This is a genomic window from Methylobacterium sp. 17Sr1-1 (genome assembly GCF_003173775.1).
GTDB lineage: Bacteria > Pseudomonadota > Alphaproteobacteria > Rhizobiales > Beijerinckiaceae > Methylobacterium.
Genome location: NZ_CP029552.1, coordinates 5,811,337 through 5,833,137 on the forward strand (window position 1 = coordinate 5,811,337; position 21,801 = coordinate 5,833,137).

Annotated in this window: 21 protein-coding genes; 6 read left to right on the forward strand and 15 right to left on the reverse strand. The window is 72.3% G+C overall.

Annotation, left to right across the window (positions count from 1 at the left end):
* Positions 1-230 precede the first annotated feature (230 nt).
* Both DK412_RS26465 and DK412_RS26470 read right to left on the reverse strand, forming a co-directional pair.
* The gene (locus tag DK412_RS26465; protein ID WP_109974402.1) at positions 231-890 is read right to left on the reverse strand and encodes an antitermination protein NusG; all 660 of its coding nucleotides are present in this window, start codon (positions 888-890) and stop codon (positions 231-233) included.
* 28 nt (positions 891-918) lie between these two features.
* Positions 919-1,137 carry a hypothetical protein gene (locus DK412_RS26470; RefSeq protein ID WP_109974403.1) on the reverse strand — a complete coding sequence of 73 codons (219 nt, stop codon included), beginning with the start codon at positions 1,135-1,137 and terminating at the stop codon, positions 919-921.
* Between the two features lie 340 nt (positions 1,138-1,477).
* On the opposite strand from DK412_RS26470, the gene DK412_RS26475 reads away from it, so the two are divergent.
* Positions 1,478-2,248 carry a S24 family peptidase gene (locus DK412_RS26475; protein ID WP_109974404.1) on the forward strand — a complete coding sequence of 257 codons (771 nt, stop codon included), beginning with the start codon at positions 1,478-1,480 and terminating at the stop codon, positions 2,246-2,248.
* 44 nt (positions 2,249-2,292) lie between these two features.
* On the opposite strand, the gene DK412_RS26480 is transcribed toward DK412_RS26475, so the two are convergent.
* The 3 genes from DK412_RS26480 to DK412_RS26490 all read right to left on the reverse strand — a co-directional run bounded on the left by DK412_RS26480 (position 2,293) and on the right by DK412_RS26490 (position 4,842).
* Positions 2,293-2,685: a hypothetical protein gene (locus tag DK412_RS26480; protein WP_109974405.1), complete on the reverse strand. Its 393-nt coding sequence runs from the start codon at positions 2,683-2,685 to the stop codon at positions 2,293-2,295.
* A gap of 298 nt (positions 2,686-2,983) precedes the next feature.
* Positions 2,984-3,946, reverse strand: coding sequence for an aldo/keto reductase (locus DK412_RS26485; protein ID WP_109974406.1), 963 nt, complete (start codon positions 3,944-3,946; stop codon positions 2,984-2,986).
* A complete protein-coding gene (locus DK412_RS26490; RefSeq protein WP_109974407.1) occupies positions 3,943-4,842 on the reverse strand; it encodes a helix-turn-helix domain-containing protein in 900 nt (299 codons plus the stop codon). The genes DK412_RS26485 and DK412_RS26490 overlap by 4 nt, the downstream gene beginning before the upstream one ends.
* A gap of 161 nt (positions 4,843-5,003) precedes the next feature.
* Between DK412_RS26490 and pobA the strand changes: the two genes are divergently transcribed.
* Complete coding sequence (pobA, locus tag DK412_RS26495; RefSeq protein WP_109974408.1) at positions 5,004-6,176, forward strand: 4-hydroxybenzoate 3-monooxygenase; 1,173 nt, start codon at positions 5,004-5,006, stop codon at positions 6,174-6,176.
* A gap of 71 nt (positions 6,177-6,247) precedes the next feature.
* Here pobA and DK412_RS26500 read toward each other — a convergent pair whose 3' ends face one another.
* From DK412_RS26500 to DK412_RS26535, 8 genes are all read right to left on the reverse strand, one after another.
* A complete protein-coding gene (locus DK412_RS26500) occupies positions 6,248-8,260 on the reverse strand; it encodes a HAMP domain-containing methyl-accepting chemotaxis protein (RefSeq protein WP_245447307.1) in 2,013 nt (670 codons plus the stop codon).
* Between the two features lie 194 nt (positions 8,261-8,454).
* Positions 8,455-9,492: a TIGR01620 family protein gene (locus DK412_RS26505; protein ID WP_109974410.1), complete on the reverse strand. Its 1,038-nt coding sequence runs from the start codon at positions 9,490-9,492 to the stop codon at positions 8,455-8,457.
* A 10-nt stretch (positions 9,493-9,502) separates the two neighbouring features.
* Complete coding sequence (locus tag DK412_RS26510) at positions 9,503-10,969, reverse strand: YcjX family protein (RefSeq protein ID WP_109974411.1); 1,467 nt, start codon at positions 10,967-10,969, stop codon at positions 9,503-9,505.
* A 63-nt stretch (positions 10,970-11,032) separates the two neighbouring features.
* Positions 11,033-12,223 carry a hypothetical protein gene (locus tag DK412_RS26515; protein WP_109974412.1) on the reverse strand — a complete coding sequence of 397 codons (1,191 nt, stop codon included), beginning with the start codon at positions 12,221-12,223 and terminating at the stop codon, positions 11,033-11,035.
* A 212-nt stretch (positions 12,224-12,435) separates the two neighbouring features.
* Positions 12,436-12,954, reverse strand: a complete 519-nt coding sequence (locus DK412_RS26520; RefSeq protein ID WP_109974413.1) for a histidine phosphatase family protein — start codon at positions 12,952-12,954, stop codon at positions 12,436-12,438.
* A gap of 4 nt (positions 12,955-12,958) precedes the next feature.
* On the reverse strand, positions 12,959-13,804 hold the full coding sequence (locus DK412_RS26525; RefSeq protein ID WP_109974414.1) for a MoxR family ATPase: 846 nt from the start codon (positions 13,802-13,804) through the stop codon (positions 12,959-12,961).
* 79 nt (positions 13,805-13,883) lie between these two features.
* Entirely contained in the window at positions 13,884-14,555 is a 672-nt protein-coding gene (locus DK412_RS26530) for a hypothetical protein (protein WP_109974415.1), read from the reverse strand.
* Positions 14,552-15,781, reverse strand: a complete 1,230-nt coding sequence (locus DK412_RS26535) for an ATPase (RefSeq protein ID WP_109974416.1) — start codon at positions 15,779-15,781, stop codon at positions 14,552-14,554. The genes DK412_RS26530 and DK412_RS26535 overlap by 4 nt, the downstream gene beginning before the upstream one ends.
* 246 nt (positions 15,782-16,027) lie before the next feature.
* On the opposite strand from DK412_RS26535, the gene DK412_RS26540 reads away from it, so the two are divergent.
* From DK412_RS26540 to DK412_RS26555, 4 genes are all read left to right on the forward strand, one after another.
* Positions 16,028-17,332 (forward strand): cystathionine gamma-synthase family protein, encoded by a 1,305-nt coding sequence (locus DK412_RS26540; RefSeq protein ID WP_109974417.1) that lies wholly within the window; start codon positions 16,028-16,030, stop codon positions 17,330-17,332.
* Positions 17,333-17,675: 343 nt separating this feature from the next.
* On the forward strand, positions 17,676-18,101 hold the full coding sequence (locus tag DK412_RS26545) for a hypothetical protein (RefSeq protein WP_109974418.1): 426 nt from the start codon (positions 17,676-17,678) through the stop codon (positions 18,099-18,101).
* A 309-nt stretch (positions 18,102-18,410) separates the two neighbouring features.
* Complete coding sequence (locus DK412_RS26550) at positions 18,411-20,201, forward strand: cation:proton antiporter (RefSeq protein WP_109974419.1); 1,791 nt, start codon at positions 18,411-18,413, stop codon at positions 20,199-20,201.
* Between the two features lie 10 nt (positions 20,202-20,211).
* Positions 20,212-21,318 carry an AAA family ATPase gene (locus DK412_RS26555; RefSeq protein ID WP_204165447.1) on the forward strand — a complete coding sequence of 369 codons (1,107 nt, stop codon included), beginning with the start codon at positions 20,212-20,214 and terminating at the stop codon, positions 21,316-21,318.
* Here the strand turns inward: DK412_RS26555 and DK412_RS30410 are convergent.
* Both DK412_RS30410 and DK412_RS26560 read right to left on the reverse strand, forming a co-directional pair.
* On the reverse strand, positions 21,270-21,443 hold the full coding sequence (locus DK412_RS30410; RefSeq protein WP_162596313.1) for a hypothetical protein: 174 nt from the start codon (positions 21,441-21,443) through the stop codon (positions 21,270-21,272). The genes DK412_RS26555 and DK412_RS30410 overlap by 49 nt on opposite strands.
* Positions 21,440-21,682 carry a hypothetical protein gene (locus tag DK412_RS26560; RefSeq protein ID WP_109974420.1) on the reverse strand — a complete coding sequence of 81 codons (243 nt, stop codon included), beginning with the start codon at positions 21,680-21,682 and terminating at the stop codon, positions 21,440-21,442. Before DK412_RS26560 ends, DK412_RS30410 begins: the two co-directional genes overlap by 4 nt.
* Positions 21,683-21,801 lie beyond the last annotated feature (119 nt).

Below are 21,801 nucleotides of genomic sequence, written 5' to 3' on the forward strand. Positions count from 1 at the left end.
TAAGGCCGGCCCGTGGCTGCCGGCGGCCGAAGGCCGTCGGGCACGCGCCGCCCTTCGCCTCGGTGATGCCGTGGGCCGGGTCCAGGGACACATCCCCGCAAGGCGGGGCAGTCGAGCAGCCACCTCCCTCGCAGGGCAGGCCGCAGACCCGGATAACCTGAAACCCTTGTACCCGCCCCGCCGATGTTCGTCAAATGTTCTATTCGGCGGGGCGCAACTTTTTTGGAATCTCAGTCCCGCGCGATCTGGTCCTCGTCGAGCACCACCGGGGTCTCGCGCCCGAACAGCGACAGGGCGACCCGGTAGCGCCGGCGGGCCGGATCGGTCCCCTCGACCGTGCCGCGTAAAGCCGCGAGCGGTCCGGCCGTCACCCGCACGTCGTCGCCGAGCGCGAACAGCAGCGCCGTCACCGCCTCCTCGTCGCCGCCCTCCGCGCCGCCGCCATGCCCGATGATGGCGTCGGCGAAGGCCTGGAGCACGGACGGCGCGATGACGACGGCACGCCCGTCGCGAAAGAGCACGTGGGCGATGCCCGGATGGCCCTCGACCCGCGCGAGGTCGTCGTCGTCGCGCAATCCGACGAAGAGCGTGCGGTGCAGGAGCGGCACCCGGGCGGTGCGGCGGCGACCCGAGGGCGAGGTCAGCTCGACCTCCTCCCGCGGCTCGAAGGTGGGGATGCCGGCGGCCTCGCAGTCGCGGGCCGCGCGGGCGGCCCAGCGCGGCCTCGTCTCGGCGACGAGCCAGACCCGGTCGGCCGCCAGCACGACCCGGGCGGGCCGCACCCGCCGGCGCCGCCGGCGCCGGATCTCGGCGGCGCGGTCGGCCGGCGAGCGGTCATGCGCCAGGGCTTCGCGGCGGCGGCGGGCGATGCGGCGCTTCTTCCCGCTCACGCCGCCCTCCCCGGCTGCCGGGCGCCGGTCAGGCCCCGTCGGGGCGATCCGGCGGCGCGTCGGGCGGAGGAAGCCGCTCGCGGGCGGCCTCCCGCGTCAGCGCCTCGGTCGCGCGCACGATCCGGGCGCGCACCAGCAGGAACAGGCCGACCCCCGCGGCGAGGGTCCAAAGCACGATCAGGGCAACCTTCATGCGCCCCTCCTGCACCGGCGCGGCCCGCCGCGCGAGCGCCTTCGTCCCCGGCACGACGGATCTCCCGTCCGTCGCGCACCCGTTGCGGCGATTCGCCGCCGGGCCGACTGAGGAGGCGTCGGGCCGGATCGACCGTCTCCATCCCGACGTTGCGCCACGAGGCGGCCGCCGTGTCGGGCGGTCCGCTCCAGGCTGCGAGGAAACGGTGGACCATCGGGGAGCTCCCGCAACGAGGGGGTACGGCGCAAGGCTGCCGCTGGGGTAGGATGCATGAGGGGGCGGAGGCGAACAGCGATGCTTGCCCGATCACGGCCAACGTCCTTGCGACCGAAGTAGCTACATGATGTAATGATTTTGCTCAATACCTCAAGTGTTAGGAAAGTTCTCTGAGGTGATGCAGACGGGAGAGAACCGGGTCCGGGCCGCGCAAGGGGAGCGGCTGCGCCAGGCGCGCATCGCCGCCGGCTACCGCTCGGCGCGGGACGCCGCCCTGCAGAATGCCTGGCCGGAGAGCACCTACCGGGCGCACGAGGCCGGCACCCGGACCATCGGCCAGGACGATGCCGAGCGCTACGCCGCGCGCTTCCGCCGCGACGGCGTCGAGGTCACCGCCAAGGGGCTCCTGTTCGGCGACGACGAGGCGCCGGAGCCGCTCGCGGAGGGTGGCCAGGAGGGCGGCCACGTTGTCGGTCAGGTGGTGGGGGTGAAGGGATTGATCAGCGCCGGCGGCTTGATCGACACCGGGGACGAGCAGCCCGGGCCGGACGGCGACCTCTTCCGGATCACGGTGCCGTTCCCGGTGCCGCCCGGCACCATCGCGTTCCGGGTTGCCGGCCTGTCGATGTATCCGAAATACGAGCCGGACGACGTGGTGCTCTGCGCCGAGGCGGGCGAGAGCCCGGAGCGGCTGCTCGACCTCTACGCCGCGGTGGCGACGGCGGAGGGGCACCGCTTCCTGAAGAAGATCCTGCGCGGCTCGCAGCGGGGCTCCTACCACCTGGAGAGCCACAACGCCCCGCTGATGCCTGATCGCCGGCTGGTCTGGGCCTCCGGCATCATCAGCACCGTGCACGCGCAGCACTGGAGCCGGTTCTGCGCCGGTTCCAAATCCGCCGGCGCCACGTTTGCCGGCACCAGGTTCGCCGGCACCAAGCCCGCGGGTTAGGGGGCCGGTGGGGATGGGGATCGCTGCTTCGTGCAGCGATCCGGTCAGTCCGCCTGCGCGACCCGGGCCGTGCGGCGCTGCGCGGTCCAGCGGCCGGAGCAGAGGGCGGAGACGTTCCAGGTGCCGGAGCCGGAATTGGCCTGGAGCCGGCCCGAGGCGGCGCCGCTGGTCGAGCCGTGGCGGACGGTGAGGCCGACCTGGCCGTCCGACCCGATGCGCCCGCTCACCGTCGCACCGCCCTCGCCCGTCGAGGCCACCCGCACGTCGCCGTCGGCGATCGCGAGCGAGACGGTGTAGCGGCTGTCGCACATCCCCGATTCGGTGACGAGCTGCACCGACCAGGTGCCGTTGAACCCCCGCCCTTCCGCGGCCGCCGGCAGCAGGCTGGCCGGCAGGGCGGCGCACAGGACGAGAGCGGCGACGGACGACTTGAGCATGGGACCCCCGATGATTGGTCGAGCCCGGCCGGATGGACGAGGCCGGCTCGCTTCTTGATGCGTGGCGGATCGGTGCGGCGTGACCGCAACCGCCCGCTGCGCGAGCCTTCGCGGTCGCGCGCTGGACGAGAAGCGATGTGGATGAGGGATCATTAACACAGGCAGAACGGCAGCAATATGGCGCGGCAGAGCACGCCTGTCGGCCGATCGACTGGGCTATGGCCGCGCTTGCCTGCCGACTTGCTGCACGGTGACTTGCTCAGCGAAGACTTGGCCGTTCCCAGCGACCGGCTCGCTTTCAGCCCGGCATCGTTGCCGCCATGCGGCGGCGCAGGGCCTCGTCCGGCAGCGGGCCGGTGCCGGCGCGCAGGTTCGCCGCCATGTGGCGGGCATCGGCGGTGCCCGGGATGGCGCAGGTCACCGCCGGGTGGGAGATCACGAATTTCAGCAGGATCTCCGCCCAGGAGGTGCAGCCGATCTCCGCCGCGTAGTCCGGCAGCGGCGTATGGGCCAGGCGGCGCAGCAGCCCGCCGCCGCCGAAGGGCCGGTTGACCAGCACCGCCACGCCGCGCTCGGCCGCGAGCGGCAGCAGGCGGGTCTCGGCCGCCCGGTCGTCAAGGGCGTAGTTGATCTGGAGGACGTCCAGCCGCTCGGCCCGCAACACCGCCTCGACGGCATCGTAGGCGCTCTCGGTGTAGTGCGAGATGCCGATGTGGCGGATCCGGCCCTCCGCCTTCCAGGCCCGCAAGGTCGGCAGGTGGGTGCGCCAGTCGAGCAGGTTGTGGATCTGCATCAGGTCGAGGCGCTCGGTGCGCAGGAGCCGGAACGAGCGCTCCATCTGCGCGATCCCGGCCTCGTGCCCGCTGGTCCAGACCTTGGTGGCGAGAAAAATCTTCTCCCGGGCCTTCGACTCCGCCACGAGGTCGCCGGTGACGCCCTCGGCGTGGCCGTACATCGGCGAGGAATCGATCACCCGGCCGCCCTGGCCGATCAGCGTCGCCACCACCTCGCGCAGGGGCGCCCGCTCGGCGGGCTTGGCGCCCACGTCGAAGCCGCGCCAGGTGCCGAGCCCGATCACCGGCAGGGTCTCGCCGCTCGACGGGATCGGCCGCCGGTGCAACGGCGTCGCTTGGCCGACCGCTTGGCCAACCGCTTGGCCGGTCTCTTGTCCGGTCCCTTGCGCGGCCGCCCCGCCGCCGACCGCCGCGGCCAGCGCCGCGCCGAGGAAGCCCTGGCGGGTCAGTCCGTCGTCTCGCCTCATCGCGTCTCTCCCCTGTCGGCGCCGCGCCTGTCGCGAAACGCGCGCGGGCACTCGCCGGTGCCCTTGGCGAAGAAGCGCGAGAAATAGGCCGGGTCGGCGAAGCCGAGGCCGTAGGCGATCTCGGCGATGCCGAGGTCGGAATAGAGCAGGCTGCGCTTGGCCTCGAGCAGGCGGCGTTCGCGGACGATCCGTCCGGGGCTCGCGCCCGTCACCGCCCGGCAGGCGGCGCGCAGCCGCGCCTCGGTCACCCCGAGATCGTCGGCATAAGCCGCGAGCGGCCGCTCGCGGCGGTGATGCGCCTCGACGAGTTCGCGGAAGCGCGCGGTCAGCAGCGCCTGCGGGCCCGGCGGGGCCGGCGGCGCGCGGGTGGCGGCGAGGCGGCGCAGGCCGGCGACGAGGAGCAGCAACAGGTGCGCCTCGACGGCGCCGCGCCGGCCCGGCGCCGCCCAGGCCAGTTCTCGCGCGAGCTCGGCCAGGGCCTCCTCGACCGGGCCCGGCTCCGGCAGGGCGAGCGCGGCGGGGCCGGCGAAGAGCGCCGACAATTCCGGTTCGCGCCCGCACAGGTCGCGCAGGTAGCGCGCCGAGAGGGTGAGCACCGCCCCCGCCGTGCCGTCGGCGAAGCGGAAGCCGTGGGCGGTGCCGGCCGGGACCGCCAGCAGGCACGGCGCCGCGAAGGCGAAGAGCTCGGCCTCGGCCCGCATTTCCCCGCCGCCCTCGGCGATCAGCAGCACCTGATGCAGGCTCGAATGGACGTGCGGGCGGATGGTCCAGCGGTTCGGGCGGCTGCGATCGTCCAAGGCTTCCAGGTGCAGGAAGCGGTCGTCGGCATCACGCGGCGCCTCGCCGTAGAGGAAGAAGTGCGGCACCGCAGGGGCTTGGACGGGATCGCGGCGCATCGCGGGCGGGCCTTGGCGGGACGGGCGGGGCTTCGAAAAATCCAACTTTTCCCTCGCCCCGTCCATCGTCAACCGGGCCGGCGCGGTTCACCTTTCCGTCACACAGCAGCCACCGCCGAGACGGTGGCGCCACGGTTCGGGAAACGCTCAAGGACACGCGCATGCGCACGAAGGTCGCCATCATCGGCGCCGGCCCGGCCGGCCTCTTCCTCGCCCACCTCATGGCCCGCGCCGGGATCGACGCGGTGGTGCTGGAGCGGCGCACCCGCGACTACGTCGAGGGCCGGGTGCGGGCCGGCGTGCTGGAGCAGGGCACCGTCGCGCTGATGGAGCAGCTCGGCCTCGACGCGCGGCTCAAGGCCGAGGGCCTGCCCCATACCGGCACCAACCTCGCCTATGACGGCGAGATCTTTCGGATCGACATGGCGGCCCTGACCGGCGCCGCGGTGACGGTCTACGGCCAGCAGGAGGTGATGCGCGACCTGTTCGACGCCGCCGGGCCCCGCGGCGTCCAGATCGTGTTCGAGGCGGAGGACCTGCGGCTCGACGGCCTCACCGGGAACAGCCCGAGCGTGGCCTACCGCAAGGACGGGGTCGCCCACACCCTCGCCTGCGACTTCGTCGCGGCCTGCGACGGCTTCCACGGCGTCGGGCGGGCGTCGATTCCCGACGACGTGCTGAAGGTCTACGAGCGGGTCTATCCGTTCGGGTGGCTCGGCATCCTGGCCGAGGTGCCGCCGGTCAACCACGAGCTGATCTACGCCAACCACGCCCGCGGCTTCGCCCTCGCCAGCATGCGCTCGCCGACCCGCAGCCGCTACTACGTCCAGGTCGGCCTCGACGAGCGGATCGAGGACTGGTCCGACGAGCGCTTCTGGGACGAGGTCGAGACCCGCCTGGGGCCGACGGCCTCCGCCGGGCTGGTCCGCGGCCCGTCCTTCGAGAAGAGCATCGCGCCCTTGCGCAGCTTCGTCGCCGAGCCCATGCGCCACGGCCGCCTCTTCCTGGCCGGCGACGCCGCCCACATCGTCCCGCCGACGGGGGCCAAGGGCATGAACCTCGCCGTCTCCGACGTCGCGATGCTCGCCGAGGCGCTCGCCCTGTTTTACGCCGACCGCGACGCGTCCGGCCTCGACGGCTACTCCGCCCGGGCGCTCGCCCGGGTGTGGAAGGCCGAGCGCTTCAGCTGGTGGTTCACCGGCCTCACCCACCGCTTCCCCGACATGGACGCGTTCGCCCGCCGGATGCAGGTGGCGGAGCTCGCCTATATCCGCGGGTCGCGGGCGGCGCAGACGGTGATCGCGGAGAATTACGTCGGGCTGCCGCTGCGCTGAGCCGAGCTACCCTCGGCACCATGGGTGCCGAGGGTGGGATCCGCATGCTCGGCGTCTCGGTCCGGCGCGCCTCAGGCCGCCCGCACCCGCGCGAGGAAGCGCTCGACCTCCGTGCCGAGATGCTCGGATTCGCGCGACAGGTCGGAGGCCGAATCCAGCACCTGCCGGGCGGCCGCCCCGGTCCGCTCCGACGCCAGGGCGACACCCGCCACGTTGCCGGTGACCTCCTGGGTGCCGGCCGAGGCCTGCGCCACGTTGCGGACGATCTCCTGCGTCGTCGCCCCCTGTTCCTCGACCGCCGCCGAGATCGTCGCCGTGACCGTGCTGATCTCGCCGATGCGGGTCGTGATCGCGGTGATCGCCCCCACCGCCTGCTCGGTGACGACCTGGATCTGGCCGATCTGCTGGCTGATCTCGTCGGTCGCGCGCGCGGTCTGGGTGGCGAGTTCCTTGACCTCGGCGGCGACCACCGCGAAGCCGCGCCCCGCCTCCCCGGCCCTCGCCGCCTCGATCGTCGCATTGAGGGCCAGGAGGTTGGTCTGCGAGGCGATGGTCGCGATCATCCCGACCATGTCGCCGATCTTGGTCGAGTTGCGCGTCATCTCCTGGACCAGGCGCATGGTCTGGTCCGCCTCGGCCACGGCCCGCCCGGCGAGATCGGAGGAGGCCACGATCTGCCGTCCGATCTCCTGGACCGAGGAGCCGAGTTCCTCGACCGCCGCCGCCACGGTGTCGACGTTGGTGGCCGCCTGCTCCGCCGCGGACGCCGCGGAGGTCGACTGGCCGGCGGTCTCGGTCGCGGTCGCGGTCATGCTCCGCGCGGTGCCCTCGAGGGCGGTGGCCGAGGCCGAGACCTTGGCGACGACGGCGCCCACCGCTTCCTCGAAGGCGTCGGCGACGGCACGCATCCCGACGCGCCGCTGCTCCTCGGCCGCGAGGCGGGCCTGCTCGGTCTCGCGCTCCAGGGCGCGGCTGCGCTGCATGGTGTTGCGGAAAACCTCGAGCGCGGCCGCCATGGCGCCGATCTCGTCCCGGTGATGCGCGCCCGGCACGGCGACGGCGAGATCGCCCTCCGCGATGCGCCGGGTCGCCGTCGCGAGGGCGTGGATCCGGCCGGCGATCCAGACCTGCGCGATCGCCGCCCCGACGAGCGTCAGGAGCAGACCGGCGACCGCGAGCGTGCAATGCACCGCGAAGGCCTGCCGGGCCCGCTCCACCTCCGTGTCGGCGGTCGCCGCCGCAGCGTCCATCAGGGCGAGCGCGGTCGCGGCGATCGCCGTCTGGCTTCTGGCGGCGCTTTCGAGCCACGCATCCATCAGGGCGACGCTCGGCTTGCGCCCGGCCTCGACGCTGGCCACCGCCTCGGCCCGCTGCGTGCCGAGAGAGCCCTCGAAATACGCGGCGTTGGCGGTCCGATAGGCCGACTGGACCAGGTCGGAGCGGTTGGTCGTGAGCAGGGTCCCGATCAGATCCCAGGTCGTCTGCACCTGGGTCTCCCGGGCGCGCAGGGCTGGTCCGTCCGTCGGCAGGGGCAGCCGGTCGCCGGAGAGGAGGATGTTCATCGTCAGCAGCTGCTGGCCGGTCAGGCTCCGGAGGGAACCGATGATCGCCTTCGTGGCGATGGTCGCTTCCAGCACCGGGTCGAGCTGCCTCAGGGTGGTGTCGGTCCGGGTCGACATCCCGTCGATCAGGCTGAGCACGCGCCCGCCGGCCTCGTTCAGCTGGGTGAACAGGGCCTTGTCTCGGCCGGCCAGGGGCCGGTCGAGGTCGGCGTCGATCCGGCCGCGCAGCGTCCGCCACGAATCGGCGGCCTTCGCCAGATCCTCCATGGCAGCGACGAGGGCCGGATCGTCGATGGCCCGCACAGCCGCCGCCGCCTCGCTCAGCGCCTGATCGGCCTGGCCGCGGGATTCCAGTGCCACGCGCCGCGAGACCTGGTTCGCCTCCGGCGCGAAGCCGAGGCCGGTCATGCTCCAGCCGCGCTCGCTGCGAAACCACGCCAGACTTTCCAGCATGGCCCGGCTGAGCTTGATGTAGCGATAGGTGAGATGCGCCTTCTGTTTCGATTCGAACGCAATACTCAAATTATATGCAGATGAGACGATGATGATCGCCCCGAAGAGCAATATGACCGCTCCGAGCACATTCCGGACAGTAAGATACCGCATGTCGCCGCGTCCCCCGATATGGGGAACAGGATAGTAATCATTTATTGAAGATTCCGTTGACGCTGCGACGCCTCCCAGATCGGAGCGAGTCGGGGGCGATCACGGCCAGTTCAGGCGGCGCCGCCCTCCTCCCGGCGGATCAACTCGCCGGCTACGTCGCCGAGCCGTGGCGCCGCTTCCCGGGTGAACGGCAGCGGCCGGCACACCGCCAAGGCCGCCAGCCCGAACCGCGCCGTCATCAGCCCGTTGAGCACGCCCTCCCCGAGCTTCGCCGAGATCCGCGCGGCGACCCCGAGGCCCAGCACCGACTGAACCAGGCTGTCGCCGACCGCGACGCTGCCGGTGACGGCGAGATGGGCGAGCGCGGCGCGCGCCAGGCGCAGGAAGCCGAACAGGCCGGGCCGTCCGCCATAGATGGTGGCGATGCGGCGAAGGAGGCGCACCGCCGCGAAGATCACGAAGCCGACATCGACGATCGCCCGCGGGCTCAGGGCCGTCACCGCCGAGACCTGCTTGGCCGCGTCCGCCACCGCCGCCTTGGCGGCGCGGTCGAGAGAGGCCAGCAGCTCCTGCTCGGCGATGCCGATCCGGTCCTCGACGTCGAGGATCTGGTCGTCGAGGGCGGCGAGCCGCGCCCGCGCGGCGCTCAAGGCCGGGCGCTCGGCGTAGAGGCCGGAGAGCTGGCGCACGACCGCCTTGGCGGCGCTGTGGTCGCGGGAGCGGAGCGCGTCGAGAGCCTCCTCGCGCAAGGCCTCGATGCGGCGCTCGCGTAGCACCCCCGCCACCTCGCGCCAGACGATCGCCGCGAGCGCCACCACGGCGACCGCGAGCAGCACCAGGGCCACGATGCCGAGCCAGGGCGCGACGGTGAACAGGTCGGCGATCAGCCGCTCGATGGCAAGCCCGATGCCGAGCGAGGCCAGGCCGCCGAGCGCCGAGAGCAGCAAGGTCGCCCAGGGCGCGCGGGAGCGCGGCGCCACCGGGACGGGCACGCCGTCGGCGGCCTCGACGATCTCGAACGGCTCCTCCACCACCCGCACGCCGTCGGCGAGCGCCGTCTCGGTACCGGGGGGCGGCGGTGCGGCGGTGACGGTCTCGGCGCCGGCGGGCGGCAGGCGGAAGGCGCGGGGCTTCTGGGTGTTCGTCATCGAGAAGCCCTCAGGCCAGGCGGTCGCCGATCAAAAAGTTCAGGGCGCGGTCGAGGCGGATCTGCGGCAGGCGGCCCGGGCGGCCCAGCGCATCGCGGGAGACCTGGGGCGGGCGGAAGCGCGGGAAGCGCAGGGAGCCCGGGGGCACCGCACCCTCCAGCACGGCTTCCGGCCGCTCGGGCAGCTCGCCCGGGAAGATCGCCGCTTCGGTCTCGCCGTCGAAAGTCTCGCCGTCGATGCTCTCGCCCGCCTCCGGCGTGCCGGCCACCGCCCGGAAGGCGCTCGGCCCGTCATGCACCACCGTCTCGCGGGTCGAGCGCACCGAGGCGAGCGCCTGGGTGCTGACATGGGCGCCCGCAGCCTCCGTGCGCCGCAGCGAGCGGGCGACGAGGAGGCGCAGGAGCGCGTCGAGCCGGTCGTGGCTCGTATGGTGGAGGTGGTCGGCCTTGGTGGCGGCGAACAGGATCCGGTCGGCCCGCGGCGCGAAGAACCGCGACAGCAGGGTGTTGCGCCCGACCCTGAGGCTCATCAGCACCCGGTCGAGGGCCTCCTCCAGCTCGGCGAGCGCCGCCGCCCCGGCATCGACCGCGGCCAGCACGTCGACGAGGACGATCTGGCGGTCGATGCGCTGGAAATGGTCGCGGAAGAACGGCGTCACCACCCGATGCTTGTAGGCCTCGAAGCGGCGCTGCATCAGCCCGCCCAAGCTGTCGGGATTGACCGGGCCGTCCAGGATCAGCGGCGCGAAGGTCAGGGCCGGCGAGCCCGCGAGGTCGCCGGGCATCAGGAACCGGCCCGGCGGCGTCGTCGCCACCGCCTCGGGGCCGGAGCGCACGGCGGCGAGGTAGATCTTGAACGCCTCGCTCGCCCGCTCGGCCACGATCTCGTCCAGGGGCTGGTTCGGGTCGAGCGCCCGCAGCGAGGCGAGCCAGGGGGCCGCCATCGCGGCGCGGCCGGGACGCTGGGCCGCGGCGATCGTCTCGCGCGACCAGCCCTCGTAGGTCTGCTCGATGAGGGCCAAGTCGAGCAGCCACTCGCCCGGATAGTCGACGATGTCGACCATCAGGCTCGCCGGCCCGGTGCGCCAGCCGCTCTTGCGCTCGTAATCGACCTCCAGGCGCAGCTGGCTGATCCGGTCGGTCGAGCGCGGCCAGCGGCGCGCGTCGGTCAGCGCCGCGAGATGGTCCTCGTAGGGGAAGCGCGTCACCGCGTCGTCGGGCTGCGGCACCAGGCGGGCCCGGCGCAGGCGGCCCTCCTGCGAGGCGCGGAGCGCCGGCAGCGGGTGGAGGCCGGTGAGCTGGTGCACCAGAGCGGTGGTGAACACCGTTTTCCCTGAGCGGGCGAGGCCGGTCACGCCGAGCCGCACCGTCGGCTGGACCAGGAGGTCGTTGGAGGCCTCCGCCAGGGAACGGGTGGCCTCGGTGACGGACTTGGCGAGGGAGCCGGCACGTGCGGCGAGGTCGGTCAGGGGCGGCACGCGGTACGCTCTGGCTTCATGTCGCTCCCCGAGGTGGCGCGGGGCTGCGGCTTCCGCAAGGGCTCAAGGCGCGGCTTCCGCCTGTTGCCGTGCGCCGGCGCGCTCGGCTTCGGCCCGGGCGATCGCCGCGGCGACGAGGGCCGGACTCGCCCGCAACGCCCCGAGCTCGACCGAGGACATCGCCAGCAGCACCGGGGCGAGGCGCGCGGTGGCGTGACCGTCGGGGGTGAACAGGCCGAGATCGTCGCCGGGCTTGACGCCGATGCTGCCGGCGATGCGGGCGGCGTAGTTCTGGATCCGGATCTCGTCGGAGCCGCACAAGGGGGCCGGCGGGCGCAAGGCCGGCGGCAGCGCCGAGGCCGGGGCGACGGCAAGGGTCGGCAGGGCCGAGGCCTCCGCGGCGAGCCGCGCACCGTCGAGGGCTCGCATCGGCTCGATCGCGGCGGGGCGCGCCGTTTCGCCGATGCCGGTGGCGATGGTGGGCAGCGGCTTTGCCCTGACGACGCGCACGGGTTGGCGCGGCCGGCCCTGCATCCGGGCGAGCGCCGACCAGGGCTGGACCCGCAGGGCGTTGCCGTCGACCGGCCGGGCCGCGGCGGTCGGTCGGGCCGGGGCGCGGGCGACCCGGCGCGGGGCACCGCCGCGGCCGTGACTGGCGAGGAACCGGGCCCGCAGGGTGCGGCCGATGCCCTGCGGCGCCAGGGCCGTCAGCGCCGGCGAGGCGGCCCGCGCGGGTGCGGCTCCCCGCATCGGGGCGACGGCACGCGCCGCGACCGGGCCGGCGCATTCGGCGGGCGCCCAGCGGCGGACGATCGCCAGGGCCGAGCGGCGCCCGTACTCGCCGTAATAGCGCCGCAGCAGCGAGACCGCGGCATCGGCCCCCTGCCCGGCCGTGGCGAAGCCGGTATGGCCCTCCTGGTCGCCGCCGATCTCCCCATCCCAGCGCGCCCGCTTGATGCACCAGTAATTGTTGAGCTTGACGCAGCGCGCCACGAAGGCCGGATCGCCCGCCGCCGCCCAGGCGGTCCAGGCGAGGGAGAGCGGCAGGAGCCCGTCCTTCGTCTCGCTGCGCCAGTTCGACACCGCCCGCGCCTCGGGCCGGTAGACCGGCATCGCGCGCTCGGGTGCCGCGAGGGCGGAGGCGGCGGCGAGCCCGTCCCCGAGGCGTGCGGCGCCGTCCCGCACCAGGGCGGCGGCCGCGTCGGTGGCGGGGCCGGCCGCGAGGCTCAGGGCGAGGAAGGCGGTGAGGATCACGGCACTTGTTACGTGTGGCTGAGGCTTAGCTGTCTCAAGCGATTTCCCAACCGCTCCGTTCCACCGGGAGTGGCGCGGGATTCCCTCTCCCCGCCCGTGGGGAGAGGAGAAACCCGCGCCCTCTTCTTCCAGTACCCCTCCGCGCTGCTGGGGGAGAGATACGCACGACCTGTTCGGACATTGCTTCCCGGCTCGGATCGGCGAGCGAAGCCCTACTCGTCCTCGCCGTGCCCGAGGCTCTTCGGCGTCACGAACCGCTCGACCGTGCCCTCCCCGGCCTCGACCTTGCCCCATGAATCCACGGCCAGATCGATCACCGCGACCGCCGCCGTCGGGTACTTCTTGGTCAGCGCCCGCCGCGCCTCGCCCGGTCGGCCGAGGAGCCGGGCGAGGTCCTGGAAGCCCGGATTGTGGCCGATCATCAGGGCGGTCGCGACCTCGTCCGGGATCGAGCGCACCACGTCGAGCAGGCGCGAGACCGGCGCTTCGTAGATCTGCGGCACGGTCTCGTCCGGCACCGTCCCGAGCGCCGGCTTGACGAGGTCCCAGGTTTCTTGCGTGCGCCGGGCCGGCGAGACCAGCACCCGGTCGGGGATCAGCCCTTGCTCGGCCAGGTAGGCGGCCATCTTCGGCGCCGCCTCCCGCCCGCGGGGCGCGAGGGGCCGGTCGACGTCGGACGCGCCGTCCGGCCAGTCGGACTTGGCGTGGCGGAGCAGGATCAGGCGGCGCATCGGATCAGCGTCCCTCGCGGCGGCTCAGGAAGGCGAGCTTTTCGAACAGCCCGACATCCTGCTCGTTCTTCAACAGCGCCCCGTGCAGCGGCGGGATCAGCTTGCGGGGGTCGCGCTCGCGCAAGGTCTCCGGCCCGATATCCTCGGCCATCAGCAGCTTCAGCCAGTCGAGCAGTTCCGAGGTCGAGGGCTTCTTCTTCAGGCCCGGCGCCTCGCGCACCTCGAAGAAGACCCGCAGGGCCTCCTCGACCAGGCGCTGCTTGATGCCGGGATAATGCACCTCGACGATGGCCTTCAGCGTGTCGGCGTCCGGGAACTTGATGTAGTGGAAGAAGCAGCGGCGCAGGAAGGCGTCCGGCAGCTCCTTCTCGTTGTTCGAGGTGATGATGACGATCGGCCGGCGCGCCGCCCGCACGGTCTCGCCGGTCTCGTAGACGTGGAACTCCATCCGGTCGAGTTCGAGCAGCAGGTCGTTCGGGAACTCGATGTCAGCCTTGTCGATCTCGTCGATCAAGAGCACCGGCCGCTCGGGCGCCGTGAAGGCGTCCCACAGCTTGCCGCGGCGGATGTAGTTGGCGATGTCGGAGACCCGCGGGTCGCCGAGCTGCGAGTCGCGCAGGCGCGAGACCGCGTCGTACTCGTAGAGGCCCTGCTGCGCCTTGGTGGTCGACTTGATGTGCCAGGTCAGCAGCGGCGCCCCGAGCCCGCGGGCGATCTCCTCCGCCAGCACGGTCTTGCCGGTGCCCGGCTCGCCCTTGACGAGGAGCGGCCGCTCCAGGGTGATGGCGGCGTTGACCGCGACGGTGAGGTCGCCGGTGGCGACGTAGCTCTCGGTTCCGGTGAAGCGCATCGGGCTCGCGTCAGTCCTGTCCTTCGGGAATTCCTTCGACCCTATGCGGCGAAGGCCGCGCTGGCGAGACCCGCCGGTCTCACAGCTTCGACGGATCGAACCACACGCAGCTGCGGGCGATCACCGTGAAGTTGATCTCCGAGCGGGCCGGCTGCGGCAGCAGCTCGCCGTCGATGGCCACGGTGGTCTGGTTCGAGGTGGCGCCGTCGCCGAAGCTCTGGGGACGGGTCACGTAGCAGTACTGCTTCTCGGGCTTCTGCTCGTCGCCCTTGAAGTTCCAGCCGGTGACGATCGAGCCGTCGAGATAGGGCACGGTCTTGAACACCGTGAAGCTCGTGCGCACCGCCGCGGCGGCCGAGGCCGGCGCCTCGGTCTTGCCCTGGTTGCCGGTCAGCGAGGACACGTCCGGGCGCCCCTTGCCCGCCGGCGCCGGCGCCGGCACCCCGCCCTCGATCTTGAGGGTGGTGTCGGTGAGCTTCACCTCGCCGCTCGTCTTGAGCGTCGTGGTCTCGAGCGCCTGGGTGAGGGCCTTCGCGAGCTTGTCGGAGGCGTTGCCGACCTCGTTCATCGTCGCGTAGCCGTAGAAGGCCGCGCCGAGGCCGGCCCCGGCGAGGCCGACGAACACCCCGAGGCCGATCGCCCGGAAGAGGAAGGCGCGGGCGTTGGAGATCCGGGCCTCGGCCCGCAGGCGCCCGTTGACGTGCTGGGCGAGGGCGACGTTCTCGGGCGTGCCCGGTGCGAGGTAGCTCACGGTCTCGGCCTCTCGATGCGGTCGTCGTCGCGCGCCGGCGGCGCCGGGGGCGTGCCGGCCTGCGGCACGGTCGGCGAGCGGCGCTGGTCGAGGGGGATCGCCGCGCCCGAGGCCACCGCGGCCTCGCGCATCGCCCGCTGCGCGTCCTGGATCTGGGTCGCGCTCTCGGCCATCTGGTTGAGGAGGAGCGGCACGCCCTCCGCGTGCATCATCGCGTCGAGGTCGTCCTCGTCGCGATAGGTCTTGCGCACCTGCACGGCGCAGAGCGCGAGCAGCGTCGAGGCGAAGGCGGCGCAGAGGGCCGGCGCGAAGACGAAGATGCGCAGGAAGGCGTGGACCTGCTGGTCGGTGACGTCGATCGGGTCGGCGCCGTAGACCATCGCGGTGAAGGAGTGCAGCTGCGAGCGCCGCACCGCGTCGCGGTAGGCGCCTTCGGCTTCCGTCACCCGGCGGTCGGCGGCGGCGCGGTCGAGCTGCGCCCGGGCGGCGCGGGCCTCGGTCAGGTTCTTCGCCACCACGGCCCGCTCGTCGCCGGCGGATTTCAGGCTGCCCGCGATGGTGGCGGTGCGCGGATCGGTGACGCAGCGCAGGTAATTGTAGCGCTTGCCGCGGCTGTTGGTGCCCGACAGGCGCTCGCAGCGCTGGCCCGGCAGGCCGGCGAGCTGGGCCGAGGCTTCCGTTGTGCGCTTCTCGAGCGCCGCGGCCTCCGCCGTGTACTGCGCCACCCGGGCATCGGCCTGGGCGATGCGGTTGTCGATCGTGCCGCGGTCGGCCTCGGCCTCCTTCAGGGTGGTGCGGGCCTTCGAGGCCTCGGCGAGACGGGGATGGAACATCATCTCGCCGAGCTGCGACACCGACTTGGTGGTCACCCCCGCCGCCATCACGATGCCGACGATCGCCAGAGACTTGATCAGCCAGTCGCGCTGCACCCGGATCAGGATGCCGAGCGGCACCCGGCACAGCTCGATCGCCGCGTAGACGACCGGCGCCAGCAGCATGAACCAGAAGCTCTGGTCGTGTTTGTCGGCATAGGTCTCGGCGAAGAACCAGGCCCCGGCCAGCGAGGTGCAGATCACCAGCGCCTCGACCAGGTAGGCGATGGCGACGTAGCCCCAGCGGATGCGGTAACCCTTGCGGATCGCCCGGTCCTGCTTCCAGGCATCGGTCTCGTCGGTCCAGGCGCGCTTCTCGCGCACCACCACCCGATCGGGAGGCTGTCTGCCCATCGCGGCTCCTCGAGGCGGCCGCCCGGGGGCGGCCGCGTACACGGATTCTCAATCCTTCGTCCTATGCGGGTTTTGCGCCGAAAATGCGCCCTCTGCGAGCGGGGCTTGCCGCGGCGCAGCGTCCGGGGCGCGCTTTACGCACCGCAAAACGCTGTGAACGGCGTTAGAACTGGCTTGCGGCGCGCTTCGTCGCGCCGAGACCCGACGCCGCTCGCGCGGCGCCGCCAGACCGGAGCGAGGCCCCGCATGTCGGACGACCGCTACCACAAGGACCGGCTCGGCAACCGCCGCCTGAGCCCTGAGACCCTGATGCTCGGCTACGGCTACGACCCCGCCCTCTCGGAGGGGGCGGTGAAGCCGCCGGTCTTCCTCACGTCCACCTTCGTGTTCACCTCCGCCGAGCACGGCAAGGCGTTCTTCGACTACGTCTCGGGACGGCGCGAGCCGCCGGCCGGCGAGGCGGCCGGGCTGGTCTATTCGCGCTTCAACCACCCCAACAGCGAGATCGTCGAGGACCGGCTCGCGGTGTTCGAGGAGGCCGAGGCCGCGCTCCTGTTCTCGTCGGGCATGTCGGCGATCGCCACCGTGATCCTGGCCCATGCCCGGCCCGGCGACGTGGTGCTGCATTCCCAGCCGCTCTACGGCGGCACCGAGACGCTGATCGCCAAGACCTTGGCGGGGTTCACCATCGGCGCGGTCGGCTTCCAGGACGGCACCGACGAGGCGAGCGTGACGGCGGCGGCGGATTCCGCCCTGGACCTGGCGGAGAAGTCGGGCGGGCGCGTCAGCGTCGTGATGGTCGAGACGCCGTCGAATCCCCTCAACACCCTCGTCGACCTGGCGCTGGTGCGACAGGCGGCCGACCGGATCGGCGCCCGCCAGGGCGGCCAGGCGCCGGTGGTGGTCTGCGACAACACCCTGCTCGGCCCCCTCTTCCAGCACCCGTTGCGCTTTGGTGCCGACATCTCGGTCTACTCGCTGACCAAATACGTCGGTGGTCACTCGGACCTCATCGCCGGGGCGGCGCTCGGCGCGGCGGCGCGGATGAAGCCGGTGCGGCTGCTGCGCTCGGCGATCGGCACCCAGCTCGATCCGCATTCGTGCTGGATGCTCGGCCGCTCGCTCGAGACCCTGACGCTCCGGATGGAGAAGGCCAACCGCAACGGCGAGCTCATCGCCGGCCTGCTGCGATCCCACCCGAAGGTGACGCGGCTGCACCATCTCGGCCATCTCGAACCCGGCTCCGGCGCGGCCAAAGTCTACGCCGCGCAATGCACCGCCCCGGGCTCGACCTTCTCGTTCGACGTCGCGGGCGGGGAGCCGGAGGCGTTCCGGGTGCTCAACGCGCTGCAGCTGTTCAAGCTCGCGGTGAGCCTAGGCGGCACCGAATCGCTCGCCAGCCACCCGGCCTCGACCACCCATTCGGGGGTGCCGAAGGCGGTGCGCGACCGGCTCGGCATCACCGACGCGACGATCCGGGTCTCGATCGGCATCGAGCATCCGGAGGATCTGGCGGCGGACCTGGAGGCGGCGCTGGCGACCTTGGGGTGAGCGGCCCGGGCCGTGCGGGGATCGGCGCGACGACCCGGGACCTGCGGGACGTCGCGCGGCCGCGCCGCCGATCGGGTTGACCGAAACGGCGTCGCGGACGGCCACGGTCCACGACACACGCGAAGAAGGGCTGAGTGTCTATCAAGCGCGGCGAATGGGCGATATTTCCCAACTGTCAACCATAACGATGCGTTCACCTGCATTTTGCTCGGATTTCGAAAAATCGCCTTTCGCCGCGCAACCGGCTTTCATCATCGTGCCGCTATCCGCTCATCGATCCCGGCCACCGCGGGAACGCCGGCCCTGCCCTTAGGCAGTGAGCCTGTTCAGGATTAGGTCTTCGATGAAACGTGCGATCGCGTATTCGCTTGCGATGTCCTTCTCGGTCATCTCCTGCGCCCAGGCCTTCGATACGGACACCCTCGGACAGAGAGGCTCGTTGCTGCTCTCCGATCTCGATCGGATGCTGCGTGAGAACGGTCTGCTTCGGCAGCAGACCGACGCGGCCATGCGGGAGGCCGGTTTGAACGCCGATACCGTCCGCTGCGAGGGAACGCGCTTTCCGGGCACATGGCAGCACCTCGGGGGCTACCGCGTCGCCCCGTACATCTGTGCCTTCGGCGACAGGCGGCTCGTGATCCGAGCCGATGTCAGGATCACGGACGTCGATGGCGACTCCTACGCGAAGAACACCGAGACGGCGCGAAGATATGCCCGCCATTACACGGAGAGCAATCTCAAGTGGACGTGGTTTCGGGATCCACAATGATCGGTCGCGCAGGGCCTGTTGCCGGTTGAGGACCTCGCGCGGGCGAACCCCTTCCACCCCCCTTGCGCGGTCCTCCGACGTCCCGCGCTCGTCGATGCCGGTCGCGACGAAAGTCCGGCGGGAAGCCCGTCGGCCTCCAGGGCGGCGGGGGCGTGGAGGCCGCGCCGCGCGGGCACGAAAACGCTCCCCGGACGCCCTTTTGGCTTGCCCCGCCGGTCCCCCTCCGCAAGATGGCCGCGATTCCCCGGCCGCCTCCCGCGGGCCGGGACCTTCGCCCGTCCGACAGCCCGAGAGGCTCCGCCGCTCCCGATGACCGAGCACGCCGCGTCCGGCTCCTACAAGGAAGTCATCCTGTTCCTGGTCACCGCCGGGATCGTGGTGCCGTTGTTCCATCGCCTGCGCGTCAGCCCGGTCCTCGGCTTCATCGGCGCCGGCGCCCTCCTCGGGCCGTCGGGCCTGGGGCGGCTCACCGAGACCGTGCCGTGGCTCGGCGCGGTGACGATCTCGAACCGCACCGAGATCGCGCATCTCGCCGAGCTCGGCGTGGTGTTCCTGATGTTCATGATCGGGGTCGAGCTGTCCTGGGAGCGCCTGCGCATCCTGCGCCGCCTCGTCTTCGGGCTCGGCTCGCTGCAGGTGGTGGTGTCGAGCCTGCTCGTCGGCGCGGTGCTGATGGCGCTGGAGGTGCCGCCCCTCGCGGCGATCCTCGTCGGGCTGGCGCTGGCGCTCTCCTCCACCGCCATCGTGCTGCCGGTGCTGGCCGAGCAGAAGCGGCTCAACACGCCGGCCGGCCGGGCGAGCTTCGCGGTGCTGCTGTTCCAGGACCTCGCCGTCGCTCCCGTCCTGTTCGCCATCGCGGTGCTCGGCCGCAAGGACAGCGACGCGGTGACCGGCCTCGCCCTCGCGCTCGGTCAGGCCGCCGTGGCGCTGGCGCTGCTGGTGGGTGCCGGGCGCCTGGGCCTGCGGCCTTTGTTCCAGCTCGTCGCCCGCACCCGCAGCCCCGAATTGTTCATGGCGGCCTGCCTCCTCGTCATCGCGGCGACGTCCCTCGTCGCGGCCGCGAGCGGCCTGTCGATGACGCTCGGCGCCTTCGTCGCCGGGCTGCTGCTGGCCGAGACCGAGTACCGCCGGGCGATCGAGGCGACGATCGACCCGTTCAAGGGCCTGCTGCTCGGGGTGTTCTTCGTCTCGGTCGGCATGGGGATCGACCCGGCGGTGCTGATGAAGACGCCGCTCACCATCCTGGGGTTGGCCCTCGGCCTCCTCGTCCTCAAGGGCGGGGTCATCTTGGGGCTCGGCACGGCGTTGCGCCTGCCGCGCGCGGTGGCGCTCGAATCCGCCCTGCTGCTCGGGCCCGGCGGCGAGTTCGCCTTCGTGCTCGTCGGCAGCGCGCTGGCCGCCGGCCTCGTCCCCGACGATCTCGGACAGGCGGCGCTCGTCGTCACCACCGCCACGATGGTGATGATCCCCGGCCTCGCGGCGCTCGCCCGCCGCCTCGGCCGGCGGATCGACCGGACCGCGCTGGGCCGTGCCCGGGCCGAGCCGCCGCCGGCGGAGCGCCAGCCCGGTCGGGTGATCGTCGCGGGCTACGGCCGGGTCGGCCGCCTCGTCGCCGAGATGCTGGCCCGCCACAAGGTGCCCTACATCGCCCTCGACATGGACGCCGCCCGCGTCGCCGACCAGCGCCGTCTCGGCAACCCGGTCTATTTCGGCGATTCGGCCAACCCGGACCTGCTGCGGCGCTGCGGCATCGACACCGCCCGCGCCCTCGTGGTCACCCTCGACCAGCCCCGCGCCGTCGAGGCGGTGGTGGCGGCCGCCCGCGCCGAGCGGCCGGACCTCACCATCGTGGCCCGGGCCAGGGATGCCCGCCACGCCACCGCCCTCTACGAGATGGGCGTGGACGATGCCGTGCCGGAGACGATCGAGGCGTCGCTCCAGCTCTCGGAGGCGGTGCTGGTCGATGTCGGGGTGCCGATGGGGCTGGTGATCGCCTCGATCCACGAGCGCCGCGACGAGTTCCGGGCGCTCCTGCGCCGCAAGGAGGCCCCACCGGCCGCGCCGTTCCAGGCCCGCCGCACCGTCGGGAAGGCGCCGTGAGCGGTCAACGATGATGAGCGGGCTTGGCCCCCAGCAGGAGGCGGCGCTCAAGGCGGTGTCGGACTGGCTGAAGCGCGGCAGCCCGCAGGTCTTCCGCCTGTTCGGCTTCGCCGGCACCGGCAAGACGACCCTCGCTCGCCGGCTGGCCGAGGACGTCGAGGGCGGGGTGCTCTTTTGCGCCTATACGGGCAAGGCGGCCTCCGTCATGCGCGCCCGCGGCTGCCCGGACGCGTCGACCATCCACAGCCTGATCTACCGCACCCGCGAGGATACCGAGGGCGGCCCCGCCTTCACCCTCAACCGCACCGGGCCGGTGAGCAAGGCGGCGCTCGTCGTCATCGACGAATGCTCGATGGTCGACGGCGACCTCGGCAACGACCTGCTCTCCTTCGGCACGCCGGTCCTGGTGCTGGGCGATCCGGCCCAGCTGCCGCCGGTGAAGGGCGGCGGCTTCTTCACCGAGGCCGAGCCCGACGTGATGCTGACCGAGGTCCACCGCCAGGCCGCCGACAACCCGATCGTGCGCCTCGCCATGACGGTCCGCGAGGGCGGGCGGCTGGAGTTCGGCGATTACGGCGAGAGCCGGGTGATCCCGCGCCGCGCGATCGACCCCGCGACCGTGCTCGCCGCCGATCAGGTCCTGGTCGGGATGAACCGCACCCGGCGGCTCTATAACGGCCGCATCCGCGAGCTGATCGGCCACGTCGACCCGATGCCGGCGGTGGGCGAGAAGCTGGTCTGCCTGCGCAACGACCGCACCAAGGGCCTGCTCAACGGCTCGACCTGGACCGTCCAGGCCCTGCGCGCCGCCCCCCGCCCCGACCTCGTGCGCCTCGACGTGGTGCCGGAGGACGACCCCGCCCTGCGGCGCAAGCCCCAGGACATCAAGGTGCTGCGCTCGGTCATCGCCGGCAGCGAGGAGGAGGTGCCGGCGATCCTGCGGCGCGAGACGGAAGAGTTCACCTACGGCTACGCGCTCACCGTGCACAAGGCGCAGGGGTCGCAGTGGGACCGTGTCGTGCTGTTCGACGAATCCTACGCGTTCCGGGAGCACCGGGCGCGCTGGCTCTACACGGCGCTGACCCGGGCGGCGGAGGTGATCACGGTGGTGGTGTAGGAGGCCCCAAGCGCCTTGCGCATCCGCGCTTGTACGGTATCCGACGCGATCATGAGGGCGAGCAGGCCACCGACGATGAGAGCGGCACTCACGCCGAGGATCTGCCATGCGGTGGTGACGGTCATCGATGTCGATCCTCGGCTCGGAGGTAGCGAAGGGCCGCCTGACCGGCGAGGTGGAAGCTCACGCCCGCGACGGGGAGAAGTCCTCCGCCGTGGGCGAACCCGTCGTAGCGACCCTGCGTGATCGGGATCACGAAGGCCGCCCCGACCACCGCGATGGCCAGTGAGTTGAACACCGAGGCGAGCAGCTTGGCTCCCTCGTTGAAGCGTTCGGCACGATGCTTCTGGTCGCCCTTCGGCATCGGGTATCCGGCGGGAGCGCGAAGGCGGTGACTCGCGTCGCGCTTGCCTATGACCTTACGTCATGATTGTGGTCCAGTGCGACGGGCGCTGCCCCCGCTGGACGAACGCGCCGCGAGCC